The organism is Candidatus Accumulibacter contiguus (assembly GCF_036625285.1).
Classification (GTDB): Bacteria; Pseudomonadota; Gammaproteobacteria; order Burkholderiales; family Rhodocyclaceae; genus Accumulibacter; species Accumulibacter contiguus.
Map to the genome: position 1 here is coordinate 3,665,787 of NZ_JAZKUC010000001.1, position 22,383 is coordinate 3,688,169.

Annotated in this window: 23 protein-coding genes; 21 read left to right on the plus strand and 2 right to left on the minus strand. The window is 66.9% G+C overall.

Annotated features, from left to right (window positions below; genetic code table 11):
- The 10 genes from V5B59_RS17305 (at position 1) to V5B59_RS17350 (ending at position 8,117) form a co-directional block, all read left to right on the plus strand.
- Entirely contained in the window at positions 1–1,482 is a 1,482-nt protein-coding gene (locus tag V5B59_RS17305; RefSeq protein ID WP_332352100.1) for a hypothetical protein, read from the plus strand.
- The gene (locus V5B59_RS17310) at positions 1,479–1,790 is read left to right on the plus strand and encodes a phage fiber-tail adaptor protein (protein WP_332352101.1); all 312 of its coding nucleotides are present in this window, start codon (positions 1,479–1,481) and stop codon (positions 1,788–1,790) included. The genes V5B59_RS17305 and V5B59_RS17310 overlap by 4 nt, the downstream gene beginning before the upstream one ends.
- Positions 1,787–2,032 (plus strand): TraR/DksA family transcriptional regulator, encoded by a 246-nt coding sequence (locus tag V5B59_RS17315; RefSeq protein ID WP_332352102.1) that lies wholly within the window; start codon positions 1,787–1,789, stop codon positions 2,030–2,032. Before V5B59_RS17310 ends, V5B59_RS17315 begins: the two co-directional genes overlap by 4 nt.
- Positions 2,022–2,372, plus strand: coding sequence for a hypothetical protein (locus V5B59_RS17320; protein ID WP_332352103.1), 351 nt, complete (start codon positions 2,022–2,024; stop codon positions 2,370–2,372). The genes V5B59_RS17315 and V5B59_RS17320 overlap by 11 nt, the downstream gene beginning before the upstream one ends.
- On the plus strand, positions 2,369–2,617 hold the full coding sequence (locus tag V5B59_RS17325; RefSeq protein ID WP_332352104.1) for a hypothetical protein: 249 nt from the start codon (positions 2,369–2,371) through the stop codon (positions 2,615–2,617). The genes V5B59_RS17320 and V5B59_RS17325 overlap by 4 nt, the downstream gene beginning before the upstream one ends.
- Positions 2,617–3,243 carry a DUF1804 family protein gene (locus V5B59_RS17330; protein ID WP_332352105.1) on the plus strand — a complete coding sequence of 209 codons (627 nt, stop codon included), beginning with the start codon at positions 2,617–2,619 and terminating at the stop codon, positions 3,241–3,243. The genes V5B59_RS17325 and V5B59_RS17330 overlap by 1 nt, the downstream gene beginning before the upstream one ends.
- Positions 3,227–4,549: a terminase large subunit domain-containing protein gene (locus V5B59_RS17335; RefSeq protein WP_332352106.1), complete on the plus strand. Its 1,323-nt coding sequence runs from the start codon at positions 3,227–3,229 to the stop codon at positions 4,547–4,549. Before V5B59_RS17330 ends, V5B59_RS17335 begins: the two co-directional genes overlap by 17 nt.
- Complete coding sequence (locus V5B59_RS17340; RefSeq protein ID WP_332352107.1) at positions 4,549–6,198, plus strand: phage portal protein family protein; 1,650 nt, start codon at positions 4,549–4,551, stop codon at positions 6,196–6,198. The genes V5B59_RS17335 and V5B59_RS17340 overlap by 1 nt, the downstream gene beginning before the upstream one ends.
- Positions 6,179–7,420 carry a phage head morphogenesis protein gene (locus V5B59_RS17345; protein WP_332352108.1) on the plus strand — a complete coding sequence of 414 codons (1,242 nt, stop codon included), beginning with the start codon at positions 6,179–6,181 and terminating at the stop codon, positions 7,418–7,420. Before V5B59_RS17340 ends, V5B59_RS17345 begins: the two co-directional genes overlap by 20 nt.
- A gap of 133 nt (positions 7,421–7,553) precedes the next feature.
- A complete protein-coding gene (locus V5B59_RS17350; RefSeq protein ID WP_332352109.1) occupies positions 7,554–8,117 on the plus strand; it encodes a phage virion morphogenesis protein in 564 nt (187 codons plus the stop codon).
- Between the two features lie 118 nt (positions 8,118–8,235).
- Here the strand turns inward: V5B59_RS17350 and V5B59_RS17355 are convergent, their stop codons facing one another.
- Together V5B59_RS17355 and V5B59_RS17360 are read right to left on the minus strand one after the other, a co-directional pair.
- The gene (locus V5B59_RS17355; protein ID WP_332352110.1) at positions 8,236–8,520 is read right to left on the minus strand and encodes a hypothetical protein; all 285 of its coding nucleotides are present in this window, start codon (positions 8,518–8,520) and stop codon (positions 8,236–8,238) included.
- Positions 8,520–9,281 (minus strand): hypothetical protein, encoded by a 762-nt coding sequence (locus V5B59_RS17360; RefSeq protein WP_332352111.1) that lies wholly within the window; start codon positions 9,279–9,281, stop codon positions 8,520–8,522. Before V5B59_RS17360 ends, V5B59_RS17355 begins: the two co-directional genes overlap by 1 nt.
- Before the next feature lie 426 nt (positions 9,282–9,707).
- Between V5B59_RS17360 and V5B59_RS17365 the strand changes: the two genes are divergently transcribed.
- From V5B59_RS17365 to V5B59_RS17415, 11 genes are all read left to right on the plus strand, one after another.
- Positions 9,708–10,226, plus strand: coding sequence for a hypothetical protein (locus V5B59_RS17365; protein WP_332352112.1), 519 nt, complete (start codon positions 9,708–9,710; stop codon positions 10,224–10,226).
- A gap of 370 nt (positions 10,227–10,596) precedes the next feature.
- Positions 10,597–11,739: a phage protease gene (locus V5B59_RS17370; protein ID WP_332352113.1), complete on the plus strand. Its 1,143-nt coding sequence runs from the start codon at positions 10,597–10,599 to the stop codon at positions 11,737–11,739.
- A gap of 25 nt (positions 11,740–11,764) precedes the next feature.
- Complete coding sequence (locus V5B59_RS17375; protein WP_332352114.1) at positions 11,765–12,112, plus strand: DUF2190 family protein; 348 nt, start codon at positions 11,765–11,767, stop codon at positions 12,110–12,112.
- Between the two features lie 74 nt (positions 12,113–12,186).
- Positions 12,187–13,128 (plus strand): major capsid protein, encoded by a 942-nt coding sequence (locus V5B59_RS17380; protein ID WP_332352115.1) that lies wholly within the window; start codon positions 12,187–12,189, stop codon positions 13,126–13,128.
- 1 nt (position 13,129) lies between these two features.
- On the plus strand, positions 13,130–13,522 hold the full coding sequence (locus V5B59_RS17385) for a gp436 family protein (protein WP_332352116.1): 393 nt from the start codon (positions 13,130–13,132) through the stop codon (positions 13,520–13,522).
- A gap of 7 nt (positions 13,523–13,529) precedes the next feature.
- The gene (locus V5B59_RS17390) at positions 13,530–13,955 is read left to right on the plus strand and encodes a phage tail terminator protein (protein WP_332352117.1); all 426 of its coding nucleotides are present in this window, start codon (positions 13,530–13,532) and stop codon (positions 13,953–13,955) included.
- A gap of 27 nt (positions 13,956–13,982) precedes the next feature.
- The gene (locus V5B59_RS17395) at positions 13,983–14,741 is read left to right on the plus strand and encodes a hypothetical protein (RefSeq protein ID WP_332352118.1); all 759 of its coding nucleotides are present in this window, start codon (positions 13,983–13,985) and stop codon (positions 14,739–14,741) included.
- 39 nt (positions 14,742–14,780) lie between these two features.
- Entirely contained in the window at positions 14,781–18,122 is a 3,342-nt protein-coding gene (locus V5B59_RS17400; RefSeq protein ID WP_332352119.1) for a tape measure protein, read from the plus strand.
- The gene (locus V5B59_RS17405; RefSeq protein WP_332352120.1) at positions 18,119–18,322 is read left to right on the plus strand and encodes a hypothetical protein; all 204 of its coding nucleotides are present in this window, start codon (positions 18,119–18,121) and stop codon (positions 18,320–18,322) included. Before V5B59_RS17400 ends, V5B59_RS17405 begins: the two co-directional genes overlap by 4 nt.
- On the plus strand, positions 18,315–18,695 hold the full coding sequence (locus V5B59_RS17410) for a hypothetical protein (protein WP_332352121.1): 381 nt from the start codon (positions 18,315–18,317) through the stop codon (positions 18,693–18,695). Before V5B59_RS17405 ends, V5B59_RS17410 begins: the two co-directional genes overlap by 8 nt.
- A gap of 3 nt (positions 18,696–18,698) precedes the next feature.
- On the plus strand, positions 18,699–22,289 hold the full coding sequence (locus tag V5B59_RS17415; RefSeq protein WP_332352122.1) for a hypothetical protein: 3,591 nt from the start codon (positions 18,699–18,701) through the stop codon (positions 22,287–22,289).
- The last annotated feature ends 94 nt before the right edge of the window (positions 22,290–22,383 follow it).

Sequence of the window (22,383 nt, forward strand, 5' to 3'; positions counted from 1 at the left end):
ATGCCGCTGATTCTCTCCCGTCCTCGCATCGTCCAGCCGATAGGACCGGTTGGGGTCAATCGCCGGCATCCGCTGACGCGAGGGCTAGTGTCGCTGATCTGTCCCGGCAGCGGTCTCGAGGATTGGGCCAGCGGACGGGTCGGGGCGTCGGCCGGGCTTCGTCATGCACTGACCGCCACCGGGAAAACCTGGAGCCTGGACGGCACCGCTTCCACGGTCATCGACCTAGGCGGAATGCCGCCCGGTCTTCCCGACCTGAGCGGTACGTATACCCTGGCCGCAATCGTGATCCCGGACGGCACATCCGCGGTCGGGCCGTTCATCCGTTTGTACGACGGCGCCAGGAGCATCCAGGTCGGCTATGTCGTGAATAATGGATGGATGGGGCTGCAGTCGTCGGTCAGCAATAGTTCCCGAGCAGTTTCCGTCAGTTCCGCATGGGGCAAATTTCATACGATCATTGGCAGCCACGCCAACGGCGCCGACCTCGACACCTATGTGAATGGGAGCAGCCTCGGAAAAGCGGGCGCCATGGGGGCCTCTCTCACCACTGCCGGGTATTTCCTCAACAATCCGGATATCACGGCGACTACTGCGAAAGTGCAGATGGTGGCGATCTGGAACCGGTTTCTGACGGTCGAGGAGAAGCAGCAATTCACGCGCAATCCGTGGGCGCTGTTCGAGAGTGCTCGTCTGTGGATCGATCAGCCGACCGAAGCATCCGCCGGACTGGCGGGATCCGCCACCGGGCAGGCTACGGGCAGCGGCACGCTGACTACCGGCATCTCACTGGCTGGAGCCGCCACCGGACAGGCATCCGCCTCTGGATCGTTGACCACCGGCATCCCACTGGCCGGCGCCGCGGTCGTGCAAGCCACGGGCAGCGGCTCGCTGACCACCCAGATCCCGTTATCGGGCAGCGCCGCTTCGGTATCGGTCGCGTCCGGTGTGTTGACCACCACCATTCGGCTTTCCGGCGCCGCTCTCGCGCAGGCCGGCGCCACGGGCGCGCTGACCACGCAGATCCGACTGTCCGGCGCCGCCGTGATGCAGGCGCTGGCCAGTGCTGGGCTCACCACGTCTCCGCAGGGATTATCTGGCGGAGCGATCGCATCCGCGACTGCCACCGGTACGCTGACCACCGGAATTCCGCTCGCCGGCAACGCCACCGCACTGGTGACCGGAGCGGGCGGTCTGACGACGGCTATCCGGCTTTCCGGCGCCGCCGTGGCCGTCTGCAACGCCACCGGCAACCTGATCGTCAGCGGGGGCCTGTCCGCCGTCGCCGTCGCGCAGGTGATCGCTACCGGCACACTGTCCACGCAGATCCGATTATCGGCGGCGGCGGTCCTGTCGGCGCTGGCGAGCGCCTCGCTGATGAGTGACTCGGGAATGGGGTGGATCGCCGACCCCCGATACCGCGCATCGGGCAGCGCGCGAGGATATCGGGCGCCGGGATTTTCCAGGAGCTATCGGGCATGACTTCCCTGAGATCGGTCTGGCCGGCGAAAGACCCGGAAGAAGCCCTCGTCGCCGAGTTTTCGTACGCGAACGAGATCCAGGAAGGCGAGACTATCGTGAGCGTGAGTGTGAGCTGCAGCGTGCTCGCCGGCGCCGACAGTAATCCGGCCGCGGTGCTCAACGGCACCCCGACCCTCAGCGGCAGCTCGGTGCTGCTGCCGTTCCACGCTGGCCTGGATGGCGTGAACTACCGGCTGCGCTGCGTCGCGACGTTATCGAGCGGGCGCATCCTGGTGCGCGCGGCGAATCTCCCGGTGCGCACGGCATGACCGACTTCGCCGACCTCGCCGCCGAACGGGAAGCCGAGATCCGCGCCGATGCCCTGGCCGAGCACGCGCGCCGCTCCAGTTGGCCGGACCGGCTCTCCGCGGTGCTCTGCGGCGTCTGTGACGAACCCATCCCCGAAGCGCGCCGGCGGGCGGTGCCGGGCGTGCAGACCTGCATCGATTGTGAACGAGAACTCGAACAAACACTGAACCGCACCGCCAGGAGGCGCCCCCATGGATACTGAATCGATCAAGTTCGCGATCACCCTCGCCCAATTCGTGATGCTGATTGCGCTCGCCGCCTACACGTACCTGGGCGACCAGAACAAGGCAACGACGGCCCGCGTCTCGACGCTGGAAACCGACCTCACCGACAAATATGAAGAGCACGGCGAACGGATCAGCAAACTCGAAGTTTCCGTGGACGGACAACTGACCCATAAAGATTTGGCCGAGCTATACGACTCGATCAACAAGCTGGCCGCGACCGTGAATCAACTGGTCGGCGAGACAAAACTACAGAGCGACTGCCTGCGCATGATGATCCACAACATGGTCAATCGACGGGCCGGAGAGAGCCAATGACCCCAGAGGACAAGAAGCGCGCCAACAGCCTGCTGGTTTCCCTGCTGTTCGCCGGCGGCGCGAGCCAGGCGCGGACCTTGCGCACCGATCTGGAAAGTGTGCACGGCATGGCCGTCACCCTGGATCGCGTACGCCAGGACCTCGCCTGGCTCGCCGATGTCGGCCTGGTCCAGCGCATCAACGACACCGTTGCACTGACCGAGGAGGGCCGCGAGACCGCTGGTGGCCTGCGGCAACTTCCCTAATGGCCCACCCCCCCGAAAAGCGCATGGAGCTGCGCGCCGCGTACATCGGCGGCCTGCCGCTCGAACAGGCCGCGGAAAAGGTCGGCATCCCTCCCGGCACGGCGCGCAACTGGTATCGAGAGGCGCGCGAAACGCAGGATGATTGGGACAAGTTCCGCGCCGCTTCCCTGATCGTCGCCGGCGGCGGCATCGAGCAAGCCCTGGGCCGCATCATCGCCGCCGGTCTGATGCGCTGCGAATCCCTGCTCGAAAAGACCGCCGACGCGGACGACCCTTTCGAGGGCGTTCGCGCCATGGCGACGCTCGGCGACACCATCGCCAAGCTGCGCTCGGCGGCCAAGAGCTTCATGCCCGAGGTCAGCGCCGATGCCGCGGCGTCCGACACGCTCAAGGCGCTCGCAAGCTGGACCGCCGAGGTCGCCCCGGCACGCGGCATCCTGCTCGCGGACCTGCTCGAACCCTTCGCCGCGGCCCGCAAGCTCCCCATCGCCGCGGCGGTGGAAGAGCTACGCGCGCGCGCCAGAGCGGCCGGCGCCGCCGACACCGCGCGCAGCGGCGAGCGCGCGCAGATTTCGTCCGAGGCCCTCGCCGAGATCAGCGAGCGCATCTATGGCATCGACGCGTAAGCCCCGCGCACCGGCTGTCCCGCTCTACCCCTATCAGCAGCGCTGGCTGGCCGATACCGCACGCTTCAAGATCGGCATGTTCGCCCGCCAGACCGGCAAGAGCTTCACCACCACCCTGGAAATCGTCCTCGACTGCCTGCATGCCGAAGCCGCCGGCCGGCGCGCCAAGTGGATCATCCTCTCGCGCGGCGAACGCCAGGCGCGCGAGGCGATGAACGAGGGCGTTAAAAAACACCTCGAAGCGTTCAAGATCGCCAGCCAGAGCAACGAATTTGCCTTCTCCCCGGACGTGCGCGCGCTCGATGTCACGCTGCCCGGCGGATCGGAGATCATCGCCTTGCCGGCCAATCCGGACACTGCGCGCGGATTCTCCGCCAACGTCTTTCTCGACGAATTCGCGATTCACAAGGATTCGCGCGCGATCTGGGGCGCGCTCTTCCCGGTCATTTCCGCCGGCTACAAGATCCGCGTCACCTCGACGCCGAAAGGCAAGGGCAACAAGTTCTACGAGCTGATGACCGGCGAAGACCAGCTCTGGAGCCGGCACCGCGTCGATATCCACCAGGCCGTGGCCGATGGGCTGCCGCGCGACATCGACATGCTGCGCAGCGGCCTGAATGACCCCGACCTGTGGGCGCAGGAATACGAACTCGCCTGGCTCGACGAAGCCAGCAACTGGCTGTCCTTCGACCTGATCAACGCCGCCGAGGCGACGGGCGCCGGCGACCCCGCCCACTACCAAGGTGGCCCCTGCTTCGCCGGCGTCGACATCGCCGCGCGTAACGACCTCTTTGTCATCTGGGTGATTGAAGTGGTCGGCGACGTGCTGTGGACGCGCGACGTGATCGTCCGCCGGCGCATTTCCTTCGCCGAGCAGGACGCCCTGCTCGACGGCGTCTTCGCCCGCTACCGCGTCGTCCGCGTCGCCATGGACCAGACCGGCATGGGAGAAAAGCCCGTCGAAGACGCGCAGCGCCGGCATGGAACAACGCGCGTTGAAGGGGTGCTATTCACCGCCGCTCACAAGCAACTGCTCGCCGGCATCGGCAAACAGGCCTTCGAAGATCGCCGCATCCGCATTCCGGAAGGCGACTACGCGCTCCGGGCCGACCTGCACAGCCTCAAGAAAGCCGCCTCGGCGACCGGCGCGCCGCGCTTTCTCGTCGATGGCGAAGGCGACGGCCACGCCGACCGCGCCTGGGCGTGTTTCCTCGCCTGCCACGCCGCCGGCAGCGGCGAGGCGTTCACCTGCACCGGATTTCAATCGGCGCCGCGCAATGGCGGACGCTCCAGGAGATTGCTCTGATGGCCACGCTACTCGATCAATTCGGCCGCCCGCTCGACCGCACCGTGCTGGCCGCGCCGCAGACCGCCTCGGTGGCGCAGCTCGCGCGCCAGGCGCTGCAGCCGATGCTCGAAGGCCTCTCGCCGGCGCGCCTGGCGCAGGTGCTGCGGCGCGCCGACGACGGCTGGCTGACCGATCAACACCGGCTGTTCGCCGACATGGAAGACCGCGACGGGCATCTGCTGGCGGAAATCAACAAGCGCAAGCTCGCGCTGCTCGACCTCGACTGGCGCATCGATCCGCCGCGGCACGCCAGCGCCGCCGAGGAACAGGCCGCGGCCTGGGCGCAGGAGGTGGTGGAGGACCTGGTCGACTCGCTCGAAGACCTGATCCTGGCGGCGATGGACGGCCCAGGGCACGGCTTTGCGGCGATCGAAATCGAATGGCGACGAGACGGCGGCGAGTGGTTGCCGACTTTTCACCCACGACCGCAGGAATGGTTTCAGATGGACGCCAGCCGGCGGCGCCTGTGCCTCATCGATGGCACGCGCGAGGGGCGGGAACTGCTGCCGTTCGGCTGGGTGCTGCATACGCACGGCAAGGCCAAGACCGGCTACCTGGGGCGCATGGGCCTGTATCGCGCGCTGGTGTGGCCGTTTCTGTGCAAGCATTTCTCGATCAGCGACCTGGCAGAATTCCTCGAAACGTATGGCCTGCCGATCATCTCCGGCAAGTTCCGCAGCGGCGCCAGCCCGGAAGAACAGGCCAGCCTGCTGCAGGCGGTGATCGATCTGGGGCACGACGCGCGCGCGATCCTGCCGCAGGACATGAGCCTGGAGATTGCCAAGGTGAGCACCAGCGGCGACGCCGATTCGCACCTGGCGATGGTGCACTGGGCCGAAGGCGCGATGTCCAAGGTGATCCTTGGGCAGCGTGGCGACGAAGCCCGATCAGCCGGGATCGGCTCGGGGCAGGCGGATTTTCAGCGGGAAGTCCGGCGCGACATCCGCAACGCCGACGCCCGCCAGGTCGCGGCGACGCTCACCAGCGATGTCGTCTATCCGCTGCTGGCGCTCAACCGCGGCGTCGACAGCCTGCGCCGCTGCCCGCGTTTTCAGTTCGACACCGGCGAGCCGGAAGACCTCGCGACCTACGCTCAGGCGCTGCCCGAGCTGGTCGGCATCGGCATGCGCATCCCCGTCGCCTGGGCGCACGAGCGACTGCGCGTACCGCTGCCGGAAGGCGATGAGGCGGTGCTCGGCGCGCCGGCGCCGGCGCCAGCGCCCGCCGGCGAACCGGCGACCCCACCGGCGCCAGGCGGCCAGCCGACGGCCGCGCCGGCGCCGGCGCCGGCGGCGCTGTCCGCAGTCCTCGCCCTCGGGGCCGGCGCGCTGAGCGCACCGGATTCGGCCGCGGCTGACCAGGCGGTGCTCGACGCCGCGCTGGCGCAGTTGCCGGGCGCGGACATCCATGCCGCCATGCAGGCCCTGCTGGCGCCGGCGATCGCCGCGCTGCAGGCCGGCGAGACGCCCGACGAGGCGGGCGATGCGCTGCTTGCTGCCTTCCCGAGCCTCGACAGCGGCGCGCTGGAGACGCTGCTCGCGCGCGCCATTTTCGTGGCCGATGTCTGGGGGCGCCTGAGTGCCGACAATGCCGGACCCCGCGCCTGACCTCGCCTATGCGTGCCGGCTGCCGCCGCAGGACGCCATCGCCTACCTCGAAAGCAAGGGCTATGCGATCGGCTTCTCCTGGACGGACGTCTGGCAGGAAGCGCACGCCAAGGCCTTCACCGCCGCCGGGGTGATGAAGACCGAGATCCTCGCCGATCTCAAGGGCGGTCTCGTCGACGCGTTAAAAAACGGCACGACGCGGCAGGACTATCTTCGGAATTTGACGCCGCTCCTGCAGCGCAAGGGCTGGTGGGGCGCCGACGCGCAGGTGGACGAAATCACCGGGGAGATGGCCGGCAAGGGGCTGACGCCGCGACGCCTGGCGACGATCTTCGACACCAACCTGCAGTCGGCCTACATGGCCGGGCGCTATAAGGCCTTCCTGGCCAACGTCGCCGACCGGCCCTACTGGCAATATGTGGCGGTGATGGACAGCCGCACGCGGCCGGCACACGCCGCCCTGAACGGGCGCACGTTCCGCTACGATGATCCGTTCTGGCAGAGCGGTTTCCCGCCGAATGGATTTCGCTGCCGCTGCGGTGTGCGCGCCCTCGATCGCGAAGACCTGCACGCGCGCGGCATCGATCTGTCGAGCAGCGAAGGCCGGCTGTCGGAGATCGAAGTCCCGACCAGCCGCCAGCCGGACGGGCCGACGGCGACGGTGACGCGCTTCGAGTACGCGCCGGGCAAGTTTTTCGCGCCCGATGCCGGGTGGAACTACAACCCCGGCCAATCCGGCCTGGCGCACCTGCGGCAGATCCTGACCGAGCAGGCGAATCGGGCCGAGCCGGCGCTGGCCCGTGCGTCTGTCCAGGCGCAGGTCGGCAGCCCGGCGTTTTCTCATTGGTTCGATCACCCGGACGGCGATTTTCCCATCGCCGTCCTGGACCGGGAAAGCGCGGCGCGCATCGGCGCCCAGGGGCAGGTGGCGGTGTTCTCGGCGGCATCGCATGCCAAGCAGGCGCTCAGGCATCCGGAACTGACGGCCAGCGACTATGTGCGCGTCCAGGAGGTGATCGACCGCGGGACGGCGTATCAGGATTCGGCCGTGTCGCTGGTGTTCGTGCTCGACGAACCGGATGGGCTAACCTCGGTGGTCAAGGCCACGCAGAGCGGTGAAGGGTTGTTTCTGACCTCGTTGCGCCATCTGTCGGCGAATGAGGCGCAGCGTGCGGCAGAGATCCGGCGCATCCAGAGAAAAGCCGACGGCTATGCACCGTAACGCAGGCGGCGGGGCCTCCCGTCTGGACCAGCCAGCAACCCCGCATGGCGCTCCGATCGAAACGATCGTGCTACGGCCGGGAGAATGGCACCGTGTCGCACCTGCGTTGATTTCAGTATAGTCCCACCAGGACATGATCACCATCCAGATCGAAGGCCCCGACATCGCTGCAGCGCTCCGGCGCCTGAGCCGCGGCATGGTGCAGCCGGGGCCGGTCATGCCAGTGGTGGCGGGCATCCTGCACGATACGGTGATGGAGAACTTCGCGCAGTCCGGCCGGCCGCGCTGGCAAGCCCTGAAACCGGCGACGCTGGCCTACAAGCGGAAGCACGGCTACGGCGACCAGATCCTGATCCGGCGCGGCGGCGGCCAGAGCCTGCTGTCGAGCATCACGCAGCAGGCGGATGATCACTCGGCGAGCGTCGGTACCAACCTGGTGTATGCCGCCATCCACCAGTTCGGCGGCCCGATCCACATGCCGGCGCGCAGTCAGCAGGCGTATTACCGGCAGGGCCGGGATGGCTCGGTCGGCAATCGCTTCGTGCGCCGGAGTCAATCCAACTTTGCGCAGTGGCACGAGCGCGGCGCGCACACCATCGAGATGCCGGCCCGCCCGTTTCTGAAGCTGACCGAGGCCGACGAGGCGAAGATCGCCCGGAAGCTGCTGGAGTACCTCGCCGGGCGGCTGCAGGGGTAGGCATCGAGCCGCGAGCGCACCAAAAAAACCCCGGCACGGGGCCGGGGCGCAGAATCGCGATTTAAGGCTTTCGACGGGGCCGGGTAGGCTCAGGTATTCCCCGCGAAAAACACCCGCGTTAATCCCCCGTTAAGATTCGTTCTAGAGGTATTCTCGGTTGTCTGGTAGATCCAGCAGCGCCTCCGGCGCTTCGGGATACGTCCATCTGGCTCAGCATCCGCTCGATGCGGCACAAGCGGCGCAGGATCTCCTCTTCGTGGCGCAGCCCCTGCGGTTCGCGGGTCAGGCCCTGCTCGGCCGCGGCGCTGGCGAAGATCTCGGTGACGCGCGCCTTGAAGATCGCGTAACGGTCTGGTTCGGCCGCGGGGCGCGGGGGGGCCGGGAAGGGAATCACGCAGGCCATCACGCATCCCGTTTCGTCAGCGTCTCGGCCAGCTTCGCCTGTTCGCGCTCGATCCAGCCTTCGAGGATCTCGCCGACGCCCTTCGGCGCCGCGTCTGGCGGCGGCGTCTTGATCGGGTACTGGTCGAGCACCAGCAAGCGCGCCGTGCCATACGAGATGCGCAACAGCCGCCCGATGTCGGCGTAGGTCATCCCTTCGGCGTGCAAGGCCCGCGCTTGGTTCTTGACCTCCGCCGTCACGCGGGTGCGGCCCTTCTGGTTGATTTCCAGCAGGCCGATGTACTTGGCGGTGACGTTGAGCTGCCGGCTCATCGTCTGCATGCCTTCGGCCATCGTCTCGACGCTGGCGGCCATCCGTTCGAGGCTGGCGTCCAGGCGGGACGAGGGAGCCGGCACGGGCGCGGGGGCGACAGGGGCCGCGAGCTTCTTGCTCAAGACCTTCGCCGCCCAGGTGCGGAATTCCTTGGCGCGCGCCGTGCGGGCGAAGAAGCCGAGCTTCTGGCAGCCGGTGGCGGAGAAGATGCGGCATTCGCGCAGGCCGGCTTCCGTCATCAGTTCGATGACGGACATGTCTTCCTCGCTGAATTCGTCGGCGTGCTTGTTGTACAGATTGATGACGGCTTTGCGCGATTGGGCTTCGCTGTAGCCCAGGCAACGCCCGGCCTGCTCGGCGGTGATCCACTGCCGACCAGCATGGTCGATGATCGAAACGGGGTTGCCGAAGAACTCGGCGGTGATGAGGTGTTGCTGTTGCTCAGCCATGATGGCCTCCTGTTGGTTTCAGTTGAAGATCCCTCGCCGGTTAGTAGTCGGCGTGGGCGGTCGGGACTCAACTGGGCACCAACAGATGCCCGGCGCGCATTCCCCTTGCGGGTCTTGTATTCGGCGCTCTTGTCCCGACCAGAAAAAGCAATGCCCGCAGGTGCGGGCAGCGAAGGCGTCAGATCGGAGACGCTTCCGCTGTTGGTTTCAGTGCGAACCATCCTACGCTTTTGCCGGAGAATTTCAAGCAGAATTTAACGCGGCAATCTGCTAAGCTGACGCGGCCTTTGGGCGCTTCGCGAACTTTTACGGAAGGGCGGCATCTTCATGCAAGGTCGACATTCGAACAGGTCAACGACGAACGAGCAACGCGGGTTCAACCTCCTGCCCTGGTTGCTTCTGCTTGTCATCGTTGGAGTTATCGCGGTGTGGTGGAAAGTCGAGCAACGGAAGCCCGTCGCGGAAATCGCCGTACGGGTTCCGGAAGCCCAAACAAACCAAGCGGCCATGGATGCGGAGCGGGCAGCCAAAGCGCGCCTGGAAGAACAGCGGCGATCCTTTGACGCGCAGCTCGCGCAGGAAAAGGCAAAAACGGAGCACGACAAGGCGATTGATGCCGCGAAGAAGGTCTATGAAAAGTGGAAGGACGCAGTGATCCTTGCCGAATCGACGCCGCGCATGTCACTTCCCGCGCAGATTGCCAGAATGCAGGACATTCGTCGGGAAGCATCGGACTTGAAGGTCCCCAAGTGTCTTGACGAAGCCAAGATCAGTCTCCTGTCGGGGATGGATAAGCAAATCAAAGGCTTCTTTTACTTTCTCGGAAACGAGGCAAAGGTTGGTGATAAGTTGTTTGCAATCGAGTTTCAATCATCGCTCGAAGATATCAAAGCGTTTCTGGTTGGCTTGGGCGCCTGTGCGTCCGGGATAGTCGTGCAGCCGTAGCGCGTAGGTTGGGCTTCCTGCGTCAGCTCAACCTATGGTCTTGTTTTGCAGGGGTCGGTGCTGATCTCCGACACAGGGCAAGGTAACTTCCCTTCGGTTGTACTTCCGCGACTCCTCGCGACTCAACGACCAAGCCGGATTAAACGCCGCGCGCATCAGCCTGCGCATTCCCTGACCCCGGATTATAGCCCCCGCGCGCGCCAGACGACGCCGTCGAGTTCAGCGGCAACGCAGAACGCATCGCCCCCGTTCGCGCCAGACGTGAAACGCTTCCAGTCCTTTCCCCGCCCCGCGCGCGCGCAAACTGCGATGCATGCCGTCCCTATTCCCGCTTCTCCTCCCTCGCTCCGCTCCACGGACTGGCGGCGCTTTGTCCGGTCGCCCGCATGGTGGTGACCGGGCTTTTTCCGCCTGCTCCTTCGTCGGCGCGGAAGGCCGGCTGACGGCCAGCGCGCGGGTGCAGTTGCTGCCGGCTGGCGAATTCCGTTCGCTCGACGGGCGGCCGACCGAGGTCAGCGCCTGGTTTATCGACGGCGCCATCGCCGCGACCCTGATCGCCGCGGCGGCGGCGCGCGAAACCCCATACGTGCTCGACTATCACCATCAATCGCTGCTCGCCGCCGAGAATGGCCTCAAGGCACCGGCCGCCGGCTGGTTCAAGACCCTGGAATGGGTCGAGGGCGTCGGCCTGTTCGCCACCGACGTGCAGTGGACCGACGCCGCCCGCCAGATGGTCGAGGCCGACGAGCTGCGCTACGTCTCGCCGGTGTTCGCCTGGGACCGCGAGACCGGCCAGGTGACGCACCTGATCAACGCCGCGCTGACCAATACCCCCGGCCTCGACGGCATGACGGCGGTCGCCGAGCGCGTCGCCGCCGCACTCAGCGGCCTTGTGATTTCTACCCTGGAGTCCACGATGGATGATCTGATCGACCGCTTGCGCTACTTCCTGAACTTACCCATTACGGCGACCGCCGAAGACTGTACGGCCGAACTGCAGAAGCTGATCGAGCAGATCGACACGCTGCCGCCGCCCGAATTCTCCGCGGCCAGCCTGACCCTCGGCGGTCGCCTGCTGGCGGCGCTGTCGGCGGCGTGGGTACCCGAACCCGAGACGCCGGACCCGGCGCAGTACGTGCCGATGGCGATGTATCTGGCGCTGCAGGGCGAACTGTCGGCCGCGCGCTTGGCCCTGGAAGGCGGGCAACACGCGGCCCTGATGCAGGCCGCGCTGGCCGATGGGCGCATTCTGCCGGCCACCGAGACGTACTGGCGCGGCCAGCCGCTCACGACGTTGTCGGCCTACCTCGAACAGGCGCAGCCGATCGCCGCGCTGACCGGCATGCAGTCCGCCGGGCAGCCGCCGAGTCGCCCCGCGGTCCTGACCCACTTTACCCCCATGGCCGGCTATGCCGTCGATGCCGAGCGACTGGCGCTGCATCAGCGCGCCCTGGCGCACGCCAGCGACCATCGCTGCAGTTACGCGCAGGCGCTGTCCGCCCTGCAATCCTGACCTGATCTGACAAGGAGTTTCCCGCATGGGCACCCAAAACAAAGCCATCCTGACCCTGACCGTGGCCGCGACCGGCACCATTGCCGCCAACCGCTTCATTACTCCCGCGGGCGCGCAGGCCGGCGCCGACGTCAATACGCTCGGCGTGGCCAATACCGCGGCCGTTTCGGGCGACAAGATCCCGGCCGACATTCTCGGCACCACCACCGTCGAATCCGGCGCCGCGGTGACCGCCGGGGCCACGGTCAAGTCCGACGCCTCCGGGCGCGCCATCAACTGGGTCACCTCGGGCGCCAAGATCGGCATTGCGCTGGAAGCGGCGACCGCCGCCGGCCAGTTCATCGAAGTGCTGTTGATCCCCAACGCCGTGTAAGCGCTTTTCCCCCTCTCCCCCAGCCCCTCCCCCGCCAGGGGGGAGGGGAGATTTCTACCTGAAAGGAAACCCCCATGCCGCAATTGACCCCCAGCCAGGCGCGTGTGATTGATCCGGTCCTGTCGACCGTCGCGCAGGGCTACAAGAACCCCGAACTGGTCGGGGGCGAGTTGTTCCCGTATGTGCCCGTCGATCAACGCGGCGGCAAGATCGTGACCTTCGGCAAGGAGGATTTCTACCTCTATTCGGGCGCGCGCGCTCCCGGCGCCGATACCAAGCGGGTGGTCTTCGGCTACAGCGGCAGTTCCTACGCGCTCAGCCAGTACGCCCTCGAGGGCGTGGTGCCGTGGGAGCTGCAGCAGGAATCGCAAGCGGTTCCGGGCATCGACCAGGCCAGCCTGGCGGTGATCCGCGTGCAGCGCATCGTGGCGCTGAACCTGGAAAAGGCACAGGCGGATCTCGCGACGACGGCGGCCAACTACGCCGCCGGCAACAAGAACGTCGGCCTGACCGGAACTACCCTGTGGTCCGACGCCAGCGCCTCGGACCCGATTGGCGACATCGAAACCGGCAAGGAGGCGATCCGCACGCAGACCGGCCGCTACCCGAACACCCTGGTGATTTCGGCGAAGACCGCGCGCGCTCTGCGCGTGCATAGCAAGATTATCGATCGGATCAAGTACACCGGCCGCGACATTCCGACCGTCGAACTGCTAGCCAGCCTGTTCGGCCTGCAGAAGGTGGTCATCGGCGGCGCGGTGTGGGCCGACGCTGCCGGCACGCTGACTGATGTCTGGGGCAAGACGGCGGTGCTGGCGGTGACCGAAATCGGTTCGGTTGCCGACCTGGGCGTGCCGAGCTACGGCTACACCTATCGCCTGCGCGGCGCGCCGATCGTCGAAGTGCCGTACGAGGACCGGCCCGCCAAGTCGTGGGTCTATCCGGTGACCGACGAAGTGGCGCCGGTCATTGCCGGGGCGACCGCAGGCTACCTGATTTCGCCGACGGTCGCCTGACATGCCCTACGCCACGCTCGCCGACCTGGTCACCCGCTTCGGCGAGCAGGAGCTGATCGACCAGACGGACCGCGCCAGCGGCACCAACGTGGACGCGACGGTGGTGGCGCGCGTGCTCGACGACGCCGGCGCGACCATCGACGGCTATCTGACGGGGCGCTATGCCTTGCCGCTGCCGAGCGTGCCGCCGTTGCTGGTCGGCCTGTGCTGCGACCTGGCGCGCTATGCGCTGTATCCGGACGCGGCGCCGGACATGGTCAAGGACCGCCATCAGAATGCGCTGCGGGTGCTGCGGGAAATCGCCGCCGGGACGCTGCAACTGGGGTTGGCGACCCCGGCCAGTTCGGGGTTGGCGCAGATGGTGAGCAACCCCCGCCTGTTCGCCCGGTCGTGAGCGGGGCATGTTGACGCTGGAAACGCCGCTGGTCGAGCGCCTCGGCGAGGTGCCCGGCCTGCTCGGGGTGTACCCGATGAGCGACCTCGAAGACATCGAGAAATCGGGCAAGCCGGCGCCGTGCGTGTTTGTGGCGTACGACGGCTATCAGGTGGTCGAGGCGAACCGAAGCCGGCGCGCGGTGCGGATCGAAACGCGCTGGCTGGTGATTCTGGCGGTGAAGTCTGCCGCCCGCACGGGCAGCGGCGCGCCGGCGCGGGCGGCGGCGGCACCGTTGGCCGAAGCGCTGTTGAAGAGTCTGTTGGGCTGGACGCCGCCGGCGAAATTCACGCCGATCTTGTTGGCCACGCCGCCCGCGCCGGTCTTTTTGTCCGGCACGCTGTTCTACCCGCTGGCGATCACCACGCAACAGGTGATCGAGTCCGACCGGTAAATCCTTTCTTAACCAGGAGACCACACCATGGCATCACGCGCTTTTTTGGGGTCCGGAGATTTGTACATCGACCGGGTCGACCCGGCCACCGGCCTTTCTCTCGGCCTCGCCGGGCCTTTCGAGGTCAGCAAGTTTGAAATCAAGCCGAACACCGAACTGAAGGAGAAGGTCTCCAAGGGCAAGACGACGTATGGCCAGGTGATTGAATCGGTCGCCATCCAGAAGCCGGCCGACCTGTCCGTGACCCTCTCCGAACTCAACAAGGATGGCGTCACGCTCGCGCTGCTCGGCACGCAGAGCGCGTTCACGCAGGGCAGCGGCTCGATCACCGCCGAGGCCATCGTCGCCAAGCGCGATTACTGGGTGCCGGTCAGCAAGGTGAATCTCGCGGTCGCCGGGCTTTCGGTCACGCATACCTCGGGCACGCCGACCTACGTGCTCGGCACCGATTACCTGATCAACTACCGGCTCGGTCTGGTCAAGGTGCTGAGCACCGGCGCGATCCTGGAAGGGGCGACGATCAAGGTCACGGCCAACTATCAGACCTCGGCGGGTACGCGCATCGCCGGCGCCACGCAGGCGCAGGTGCGGGCCAAGTTCATCCTCGACGGCATCAACTACGCCGACAGCCTGCCGTGTATCTGCACGGTCTGGGAAGCCGTTCTGGCTCCCGAATCGGGCTTCGACTTTACGCCGAACGACTTCGGCGACATCCAGTTGAAGGGCCGGCTCAAGACCCCGGCTGGTAAAACCGAGCCGTTCCAGGTCGATCTGCTCACCTCGTAAGACTTTCTACCCCCTATCCCCTAGCCCCTATCCCCGACCATGTCCGACGATCTGCGATTACGCGTCGATATTGCCGCCGGGGTCACCGGCCGGGAGGCGGTCGACCAACTCGCCGCGTCGGTAAACCAGCTCGGCGAGCAGGCGACCGACGCCGGCGGCGAGGCCCGGACCGCCGGTGCGGGGATCACCGCCTTGAGTGGCGCCGCGCAGGGCATGGCCTCCGAGGTCAACCAGGCCGGCAATGAACTCGACGCCCTGCAGTCCTTTGTGGACCATCTCACGGCCTCCGAGCAGGCGGCGGGGGCGCAAGCCCGGACCGCCGGCGCCGGCATTGCGGCGCTGGGGGCGGCGGCGCATTCGACCGGCGCGGGCGCCCGCAGTGCGGGCGATGGCCTGGGGAATCTGGCCGCGGCCGCGAACCGGGCCGGGGAACACGTTCGCGGTGCGTCGCAGTCCCTCGATGGCGTCAGCGCCGCCGGGCAGCGGGCGCGCAGCACCACCGACCAGGTACAGGCGGCCTTCGCCACCCTCGGGATTCGCTCGGCCGATCGCATCCAGGCGGAACTCCTCGAAATCAACCAGGCGCTACAGCGGCTGGCGCGCAGCAGCGACGTCACCGGCGAGCAGTTCGACCGCGCCTTTGCCGCCGGTCAGGCGCGCATCCGCACGCTACGCGCCGAGCTGGATGGCGTGCCGGGCAGCATCGGCCAGGTAGCGCGCCAGGCCGATGGGCTGACGAGCGTGATGGGCAAGCTCGGGCTGGCGTTTTCCGGGGTCGAGCTGGCGCGGGAGTTCCTCAAGGTCAACGTCGAACTCGAGAATTTATCGAGAACATTCACCGCCGTCGCCGGGTCGAGCCAGGCCTCCGCCAAAGAGATGGCCTATGTGCACGACGTCGCCGACCGGCTCGGGCTGCCGATCCTCGAGGTCGGCAAGGCGTATGCCGGGCTGACGGCCGCGACCAAAGGGTCGGCGGTCGAGGGCGCGGCGACGCGGGAGGTGTTTGAGGCGGTAGCGCACGCGATGTCGGTCGCCGGCAAAAGCTCGGCCGAAACGCAAAACGCATTGCTGGCGCTGTCGCAAATGGCGTCCAAGGGCGCGGTCTCGATGGAGGAACTGCGTGGGCAACTGGGCGAAGCGCTGCCGGGCGCCCTGAAGGCGGCCGCCGACGGATTCGGGATCACGACCGAGCAACTGATCAAGCTCGTCGAGACCGGAAAGCTGACTTCCGAAGAACTGTTTCCGGCGCTGGCCAAGGGATTGAATACCCTCTATGGCGCGTCCAGCGAGCTGGGCGCGCAGACCGAAACGCTGACGCAGCGCTGGAATCACTTCCGGAACGCGGTCGCCGAGATGTTCCAGACGATCGGCGACGCCGGCGTGGTGACTGGGCTCAAGACGGCGCTGTCCGCGCTGGAGGTGGTTCTGGTGTCCTCTTCGGCCATGATCGTGGCTGCAGGCAAGGACATCGGGATCTTCTTTGCGGCCCTGGCCAATGGCGACATCACCCTGTCCGGGTTCAGCCAGCGCGCCAAAGAAGCGTTTGCCGAGGTGGAAAAGGAGGCGCGCGACAAGCTCGTCAAGGCGGCATTGCACAACGAGCAAATGGCCGCGACTCTCGATCAGGCGGGGCAGTCCGCCCTCGCGGCGGCGCGGGCGCATACGGCGGCCGCCGCCGAGACCGCCAAACTGGGCACCGCGGCGCAGGGCGCGGGCACGCACCTGACCAAGATCAAGGTGACCTACGCCGAGCTGGGCGAGGCGGCCGAGAAGCTGACCAAGCAGACGATCGCCGACGCCGAGGCCACCAAAGCGCAAACGGCGGCCTCGGTCGAACTCGCCAATGCCTTCGGAACCGAAGTCGAGAAACTGGACGCCAAGGCCGAGGCCAGCCGGAAAAATGCCGAAGCGCTGCGGCAGGTGGCGACGCAGCGCGAAGCCGATTTAACGCTGGCGCAGCGGGAGCTGGCGGCGATCGAGGCCGAAATCGGCGCCAAAGGGAAGGCCACCGAGCAGCAGCAGAAGCAGATCGACGAACTCAAAAAGGTGGTCGACCTGCGGCAATCCGACGCGGACAAGGCGCAGGGGCAGGCGCGCGCTTCGGCGGCGGTCGCCGCGCAGGCCGAGAGTGAGGCCGCCGCCTGGGCCAATAACGCCGGGCGCGTCGACGAGCTGCGAACCGCCTACGAACGCGCGCAGGCTGCCCTGGAGGATCTGCGCCAGAAAAAGGCGGCGGGCATCGATGTCACCAAAGCGCTCGAAGCCGCCGATATCCAGGCCGGGCAGGCGAGCCGGCTGTATCGCGATGCCCTGTCCGACACGGTTCGACAGATTCAGGCCAAAAGCACGGCCGAGCAGGCGCAGTTCGGTATCGCGCAGGCCGGCGTCCGCCTGGCGATCGAACAGCAGCGAACGATTCTCGACGTGGCGCGCGCGCATGGCGATGAGCGCGGCGCCCTGAATGCCTTGCTCGAAATGAAACGCCTCGAAATCCAGCTCGCCGAACTGGTGGCCCGAGCAAAACACGCCCAAGCGGCGGCGGATCTGGCCGCAGTTCAGGCGACCCGGCAACAACTGATTGCGACCGGCCAACTGACCGACGCCAAAAAGCTCGAACTCGACGCCCTGGAAGCTAGCGCGCGCGTCAAGGAAGTGGAAGCGCAAATTGCCGACGAGGTGGCCAAACGCACGCGCGAGCTGGCCGAGAGCATGCGCTTTGCCGGGCAATCGGCGGGCGAGATGGGCGCCGGCGTTCGCGGCGCGACGCGGGACATGGAACAACTGGGGCAGGCCTCTGGGCTGACCGCGGACCAGATCAAGCGGCTGCGGGATCAACAGCAGCGGCCGTCGTCGCTGGGTGGCGGCGGTGGTGGGGGGCAGGAGTTATCCGTGCAGCAGCTCCAGGCGGCCAATTTCACGCAGGCGGAAATCAGCGATTACTACGCCAACCGACGGACCTCGCAAACCGACCAGGCGGCCGGCCTGATCAACCGCTCGGTCAGCACGCAGGGGATCGACAACGAAACCGTGGGGCGCTCGATGGGCCTCACCGGCGAAGCCGTGAAAGCCTTTGCCAGCGTCTACTCGGACCTCTTCGCCGAGGAAATGGCGAAGCTCAAGGACAAGCTCAAAGCCGTCTCGGCGATTTCGACCGAGGGCTATCTGACCGAGTACGCCGGATCGGTGGAGCGGGCCAAGGCGCGCGCCAAGGAATTGGCCGAGCAGTCCGGGTCGGCAGGATCGGCCAGCGTGGGGTCGGTCCATCAGGTCAATATCCAGATTGGCAGTGCCAGCGCCAGTGTCAACACCACCAGCCAGGCGTCGGCACAGGCGCTGGTCGGGGTGCTGACCCACCTGCGTGAACGGTATGTGTCCGGATGATGAGCGGCCCTGCGGATCCTCTGGGATGGGCCAAGCGCCCGCGCAGCCCGCTGGCGATCGCCTGGGTCCGGGATCTGGCCAAGAAAGACCGCCGTTTCCGCGCGATCTGGAAGGTCCTGATCGATACCGGCATCGCGCACGCCGACGGGCGGGCTCGGCAGCTCTGGACCGGCACACAATGGGAGGCGGTAAATGTCTGAGCATTTGCTGGGGTCGGTGTCGCTGCCGTCCGATCTGGTGTGGACCGACGAATTCACCTGGCCCACCGTCGTGCGCAAGACCGAATACGCCCTGACCGGCGCCTTGATCGTCGATGTCGGCCAGCGTCAGGCCGGGCGGCCGATCACGCTCGCCGGCGATGCCGGCACCTGGGTGCCGCGCGCCACGGTCGACGCGCTGCGCGTGCTGGCTTGCGAGGTGCCGGGGCAGTTCGTCCTGGCGCTGGCCGATGGGCGCAGCTTCAACGTGGTTTTCGCGCCGGAAGCGGCGATCGCGGCGGCGCCGCTGTATCCGATCGCCGATCCTGGCGCGGATTTTCCGTATGTGATCACGATTAAATTGATCGAGGTTTAACGCATGCCCATTCTGGATGGCGATATTGTGCTGCTCAAATCCTCGGTGCTCGACGACGTGCCCGAGGGCGGCGGCCGGGCGACGGGGATCGCGGTCGTCGACGGCGTCAGCAACAATCTGTTCCCGGATATTTCCGAGCTGGACCGGACCTATGGGCGGACGTCGCTGCGCAAGGTGTTTCCGGGGGTGCTCACGGATACCACCGACGCGTATTACGGCGCGCATGCGATCGTCGCGCAGGCGCCGGCCGATCCGCGCGTTTCGGCGGCGCTGTTCACGACCAAATCCTGGTCGGATGAGCGCACGAGTGCGCAGGGCAAACTCGAGGGCTATCTCGCGCTCGGCAGCGAATCGCGGTATGTGCTCTACAGCAATCACCTGGTCGGCCAGCGCAGCATCCAGGTGCACTGCGCGCGCTCGGTCGCCACTCCCGGCATCGGCGATGTGTTTGCGCTGGTGCAGCGCGACGCGGTCAGCAACCAGCAGTTCGTGCGCGTCACCCGGATCGCTTCGCGCGCGGTCGATACGGTGTTCACCGATCAGCACGGGGATTATCTGCGGGATCTGATGGTGCTGGAAATCTCCGACCCGTTGCGCCTGGCGTTCACCGGCGCGCCGGTCACCCGGTACACCTACGATTATTACAACCCGCCGACGCGCGTGCATGCCACCTTCCCTGCCGACTCGACGAGCTATTACGGGGTGGCGCCCCTGGCCCAGCCGGCCGCTCTCGGGGCGCTGACGTTGCGCGCCGAATCGGTCTACACGCAACTGGTGCCCTCGGCGCTCTCCGAAGCACCGATCATCGACGCGCGCTGCGTTGGCGATCGCGAGCTGATCGTGCCGATTACCGGGGCGCCGGGATTGACCTTCCAGACGACCGTCACGACGGCGCCGGGTGTGACCGCGGTGCGCTATTTCGGGCGCGCGGTGGCGCGCGGGTCGGTCAGCGTGGCCATTGGCGGGGTAACTCTGGTCGATGACAGCAACGGCAACCTGGTCGCGCAATCCGGATTCACCGGGACAGTGGACTATGGGAGCGGCGCCGTCAGCCTGGCCAAAAACGTCGGCACCAGCGGCAGCGCGACCTACAGCGCGGCGCAGGCGGTGGCGATCGCGGCAGCCGGGCATACCGAGAGCACGCTGGTCAGCATCGGCAACCGCGGCTACAACTACGTCAAGAACCTCAGCCCGGCGCCGGCGCCGGGGTCGGTCTCGGTCGATTACCTGGCACTCGGCAAGTGGTACCGGCTGCAGGACGACGGCGCCGGCGGCCTGACCGGCGATGATGGCGTCGGCTCCGGGCAGGTCAACTACGCGACGGGATCGCTGGTGGTGACCCTCGGGGCGCTGCCCGATACCAATACGCAGATCCTGTTTGCCTGGGGGACCCCGACCCATTACCGGCCGCAGGTGGGCGCCAGCGTCTTCCGGCCACCGGCGATTCCGATCAGCCTGCCGGAGGGCGCCATCGAGCCATCGAGCGTGCAGATCAGCTATTGGGCGGGCGGGGTGGCCCGTGCGGCGATAGACGACGGCGTGGGAGGATTCATCGGGGACGACGCCGCGGGGGGCTGGATCGATTATGCGACCGGCAAGGCCATCCTGCTGCCCCGCAGGCTGCCGGATGGCGATTCCGACCTGGTGATCCAGTACCGCCAGGGCGGCCTCGTCACCGAGATATTCCCGGCGGGCGGGGCCTCGAACAATTTCAGCCTCAGTCATGCGGTGCTGCCCAAAAGCTTGTCGCTCTCCTTCCTGGATACCCGCGAGACCGAGTATATCGTCTATGACGAAGGCACCGGGGTCCTGGCGATGCTCGAGGCCACACCGCGGATTGCGGTGGATCGCTCGGGGTCGAGCGCGGGGTCCAGTGCCAGTCGATCCTCGTCGATCAATTCGACCTCGGGCATCGGCGGCTCGATCAACTACAGTACCGGCGCCGTGGCGCTGGGGGTACAGGTGACCTACCACGACACCTCGCAGTCGCGCAGCGTGAGCGGGTCGGGGTCGGAGATCACCGAGCAGCACACCTGGGTCGAAACCTTTGCCACGGTCAACGCCGCCGGCACGATCACGGCGCGCTATCGCCCGGCGACCGATAGTGCCGGTGGCGTGCTGACACAGTCGCAAGCCATGGGTCCCTTGCGGATCGATCTGCTGCCGACCATCTCCAATACGCTGGTGCCGGGCAGCCTGCGCTTCACGCTGGCGGGCAGTGTCTATGTCGATCGAAACGGCCTGTTGCTGCGCGATGTCTCGGTGACGACCAACAGCGGTGTAGCCGCCGGGACAGTCGATTACACTACCGGCCGGGTCACGCTCAGCGATTATGCGGGCGCTGGAGGAGAGCCGGCGATCACGGTGGTCTGCCTGACGCGCAAGGGTTTCTGGGACGGTTGGCGGTTCCAGTTCCGGGTTTCCGGGGCGCCGCTGCAGCCGGCGAGCTTCGCGGTGCGCGTGGTGCGCGCGTCGGATAGCGTGCAGATCAGCGCCAGCAGCGATCTGACGGGGGACGTGGAAACGGCGCAGGTGGATGGCGTCGTGGACGTGCAGTTCGGCATCGTCACGCTGTCGTTCGGGAGCTGGGTCGCCGACTCCGGCCTGTCGCCGGCGGAGAAACTCGAGTGGTGGTATGCGCCCGAGCGGGTGGTGTCGGGGCAGGTTTTTCGGCCGCTGCTGGTGATGCCGGAGACCGCGCTGTTCAACGCGGTGGCGGTGTCGAATCTGCCGCTGTCGGCCGAGGTGCTGGGGCTCGATCCGGTGCGGCTGCCGGTCGATGGGCGGGTGCCGGTGTTGCGCAAGGGCGATGTGCTGGTGATCCACCACACCGCCACGACGGCGCCGGCGACCGTCAGCAATGGCCAGACGGTCAATTTGGGGCGCGTGCGGATTGCGCGGGTGCGCGTGATCGGAAACGATGGCGAGACCATCGTCGGCGGCTATAGCCACGACCTGGACGCCGGCACGGTGACGTTTGCCAATGTGACCGGCTACGCGCAGCCGGTCACGATCGAGCATCGCATCGAGGACATGGCGCTGTGTTCGGATGCGCAGATCAACGGCGAACTGACCCTGACCCGGCCGCTGACGCATGATTTCCCGCTCGGCTCGCTGGTCAGCTCGGCGTTGATTCTGGGCGATCTGCATGCGCGGGTCTCCCATTGGTTCGACCAGGCCACCTGGACCGGCGTCTGGTCGGATACGGTCATCGGCAGCGCGGCGAGTGCCAGCTACAACACCGTGCAGTACCCGGTCGTGGTGACCAACCGCGGTGCGATTCAGGAGCGCTGGCAGATCATTTTCACGAACACGACGACGGTCAATGTGATCGGCGAGACGGTCGGCCAGATCGTCACCGGGCATGCGATCGCCAACCCGCTGGCGCCGATCAACCCGGCCACCAGCGTGCCGTATTTCACCATCAGCCCCACCGGCTGGGGCGCCGGCTGGAGCGCCGGAAACCTGGTGCGGCTGAACACCGTCGCGGCCAATTACCCGGTCTGGGTGGCGCGCACCGTGCTGCAGGGTCCGCCGTCAGAGACCGACGACCAATTCATCATCGGCATCCGCGGCGATGTCGATACGCCCTAACGGTCATGACCGTTTCCCTCTCCCCCGACCCCACCCACGGCCCGCGCTGCATCGCGGGCCGGCTGCGGCGGCGCGGAGCAGTGCTCCGCGAAAT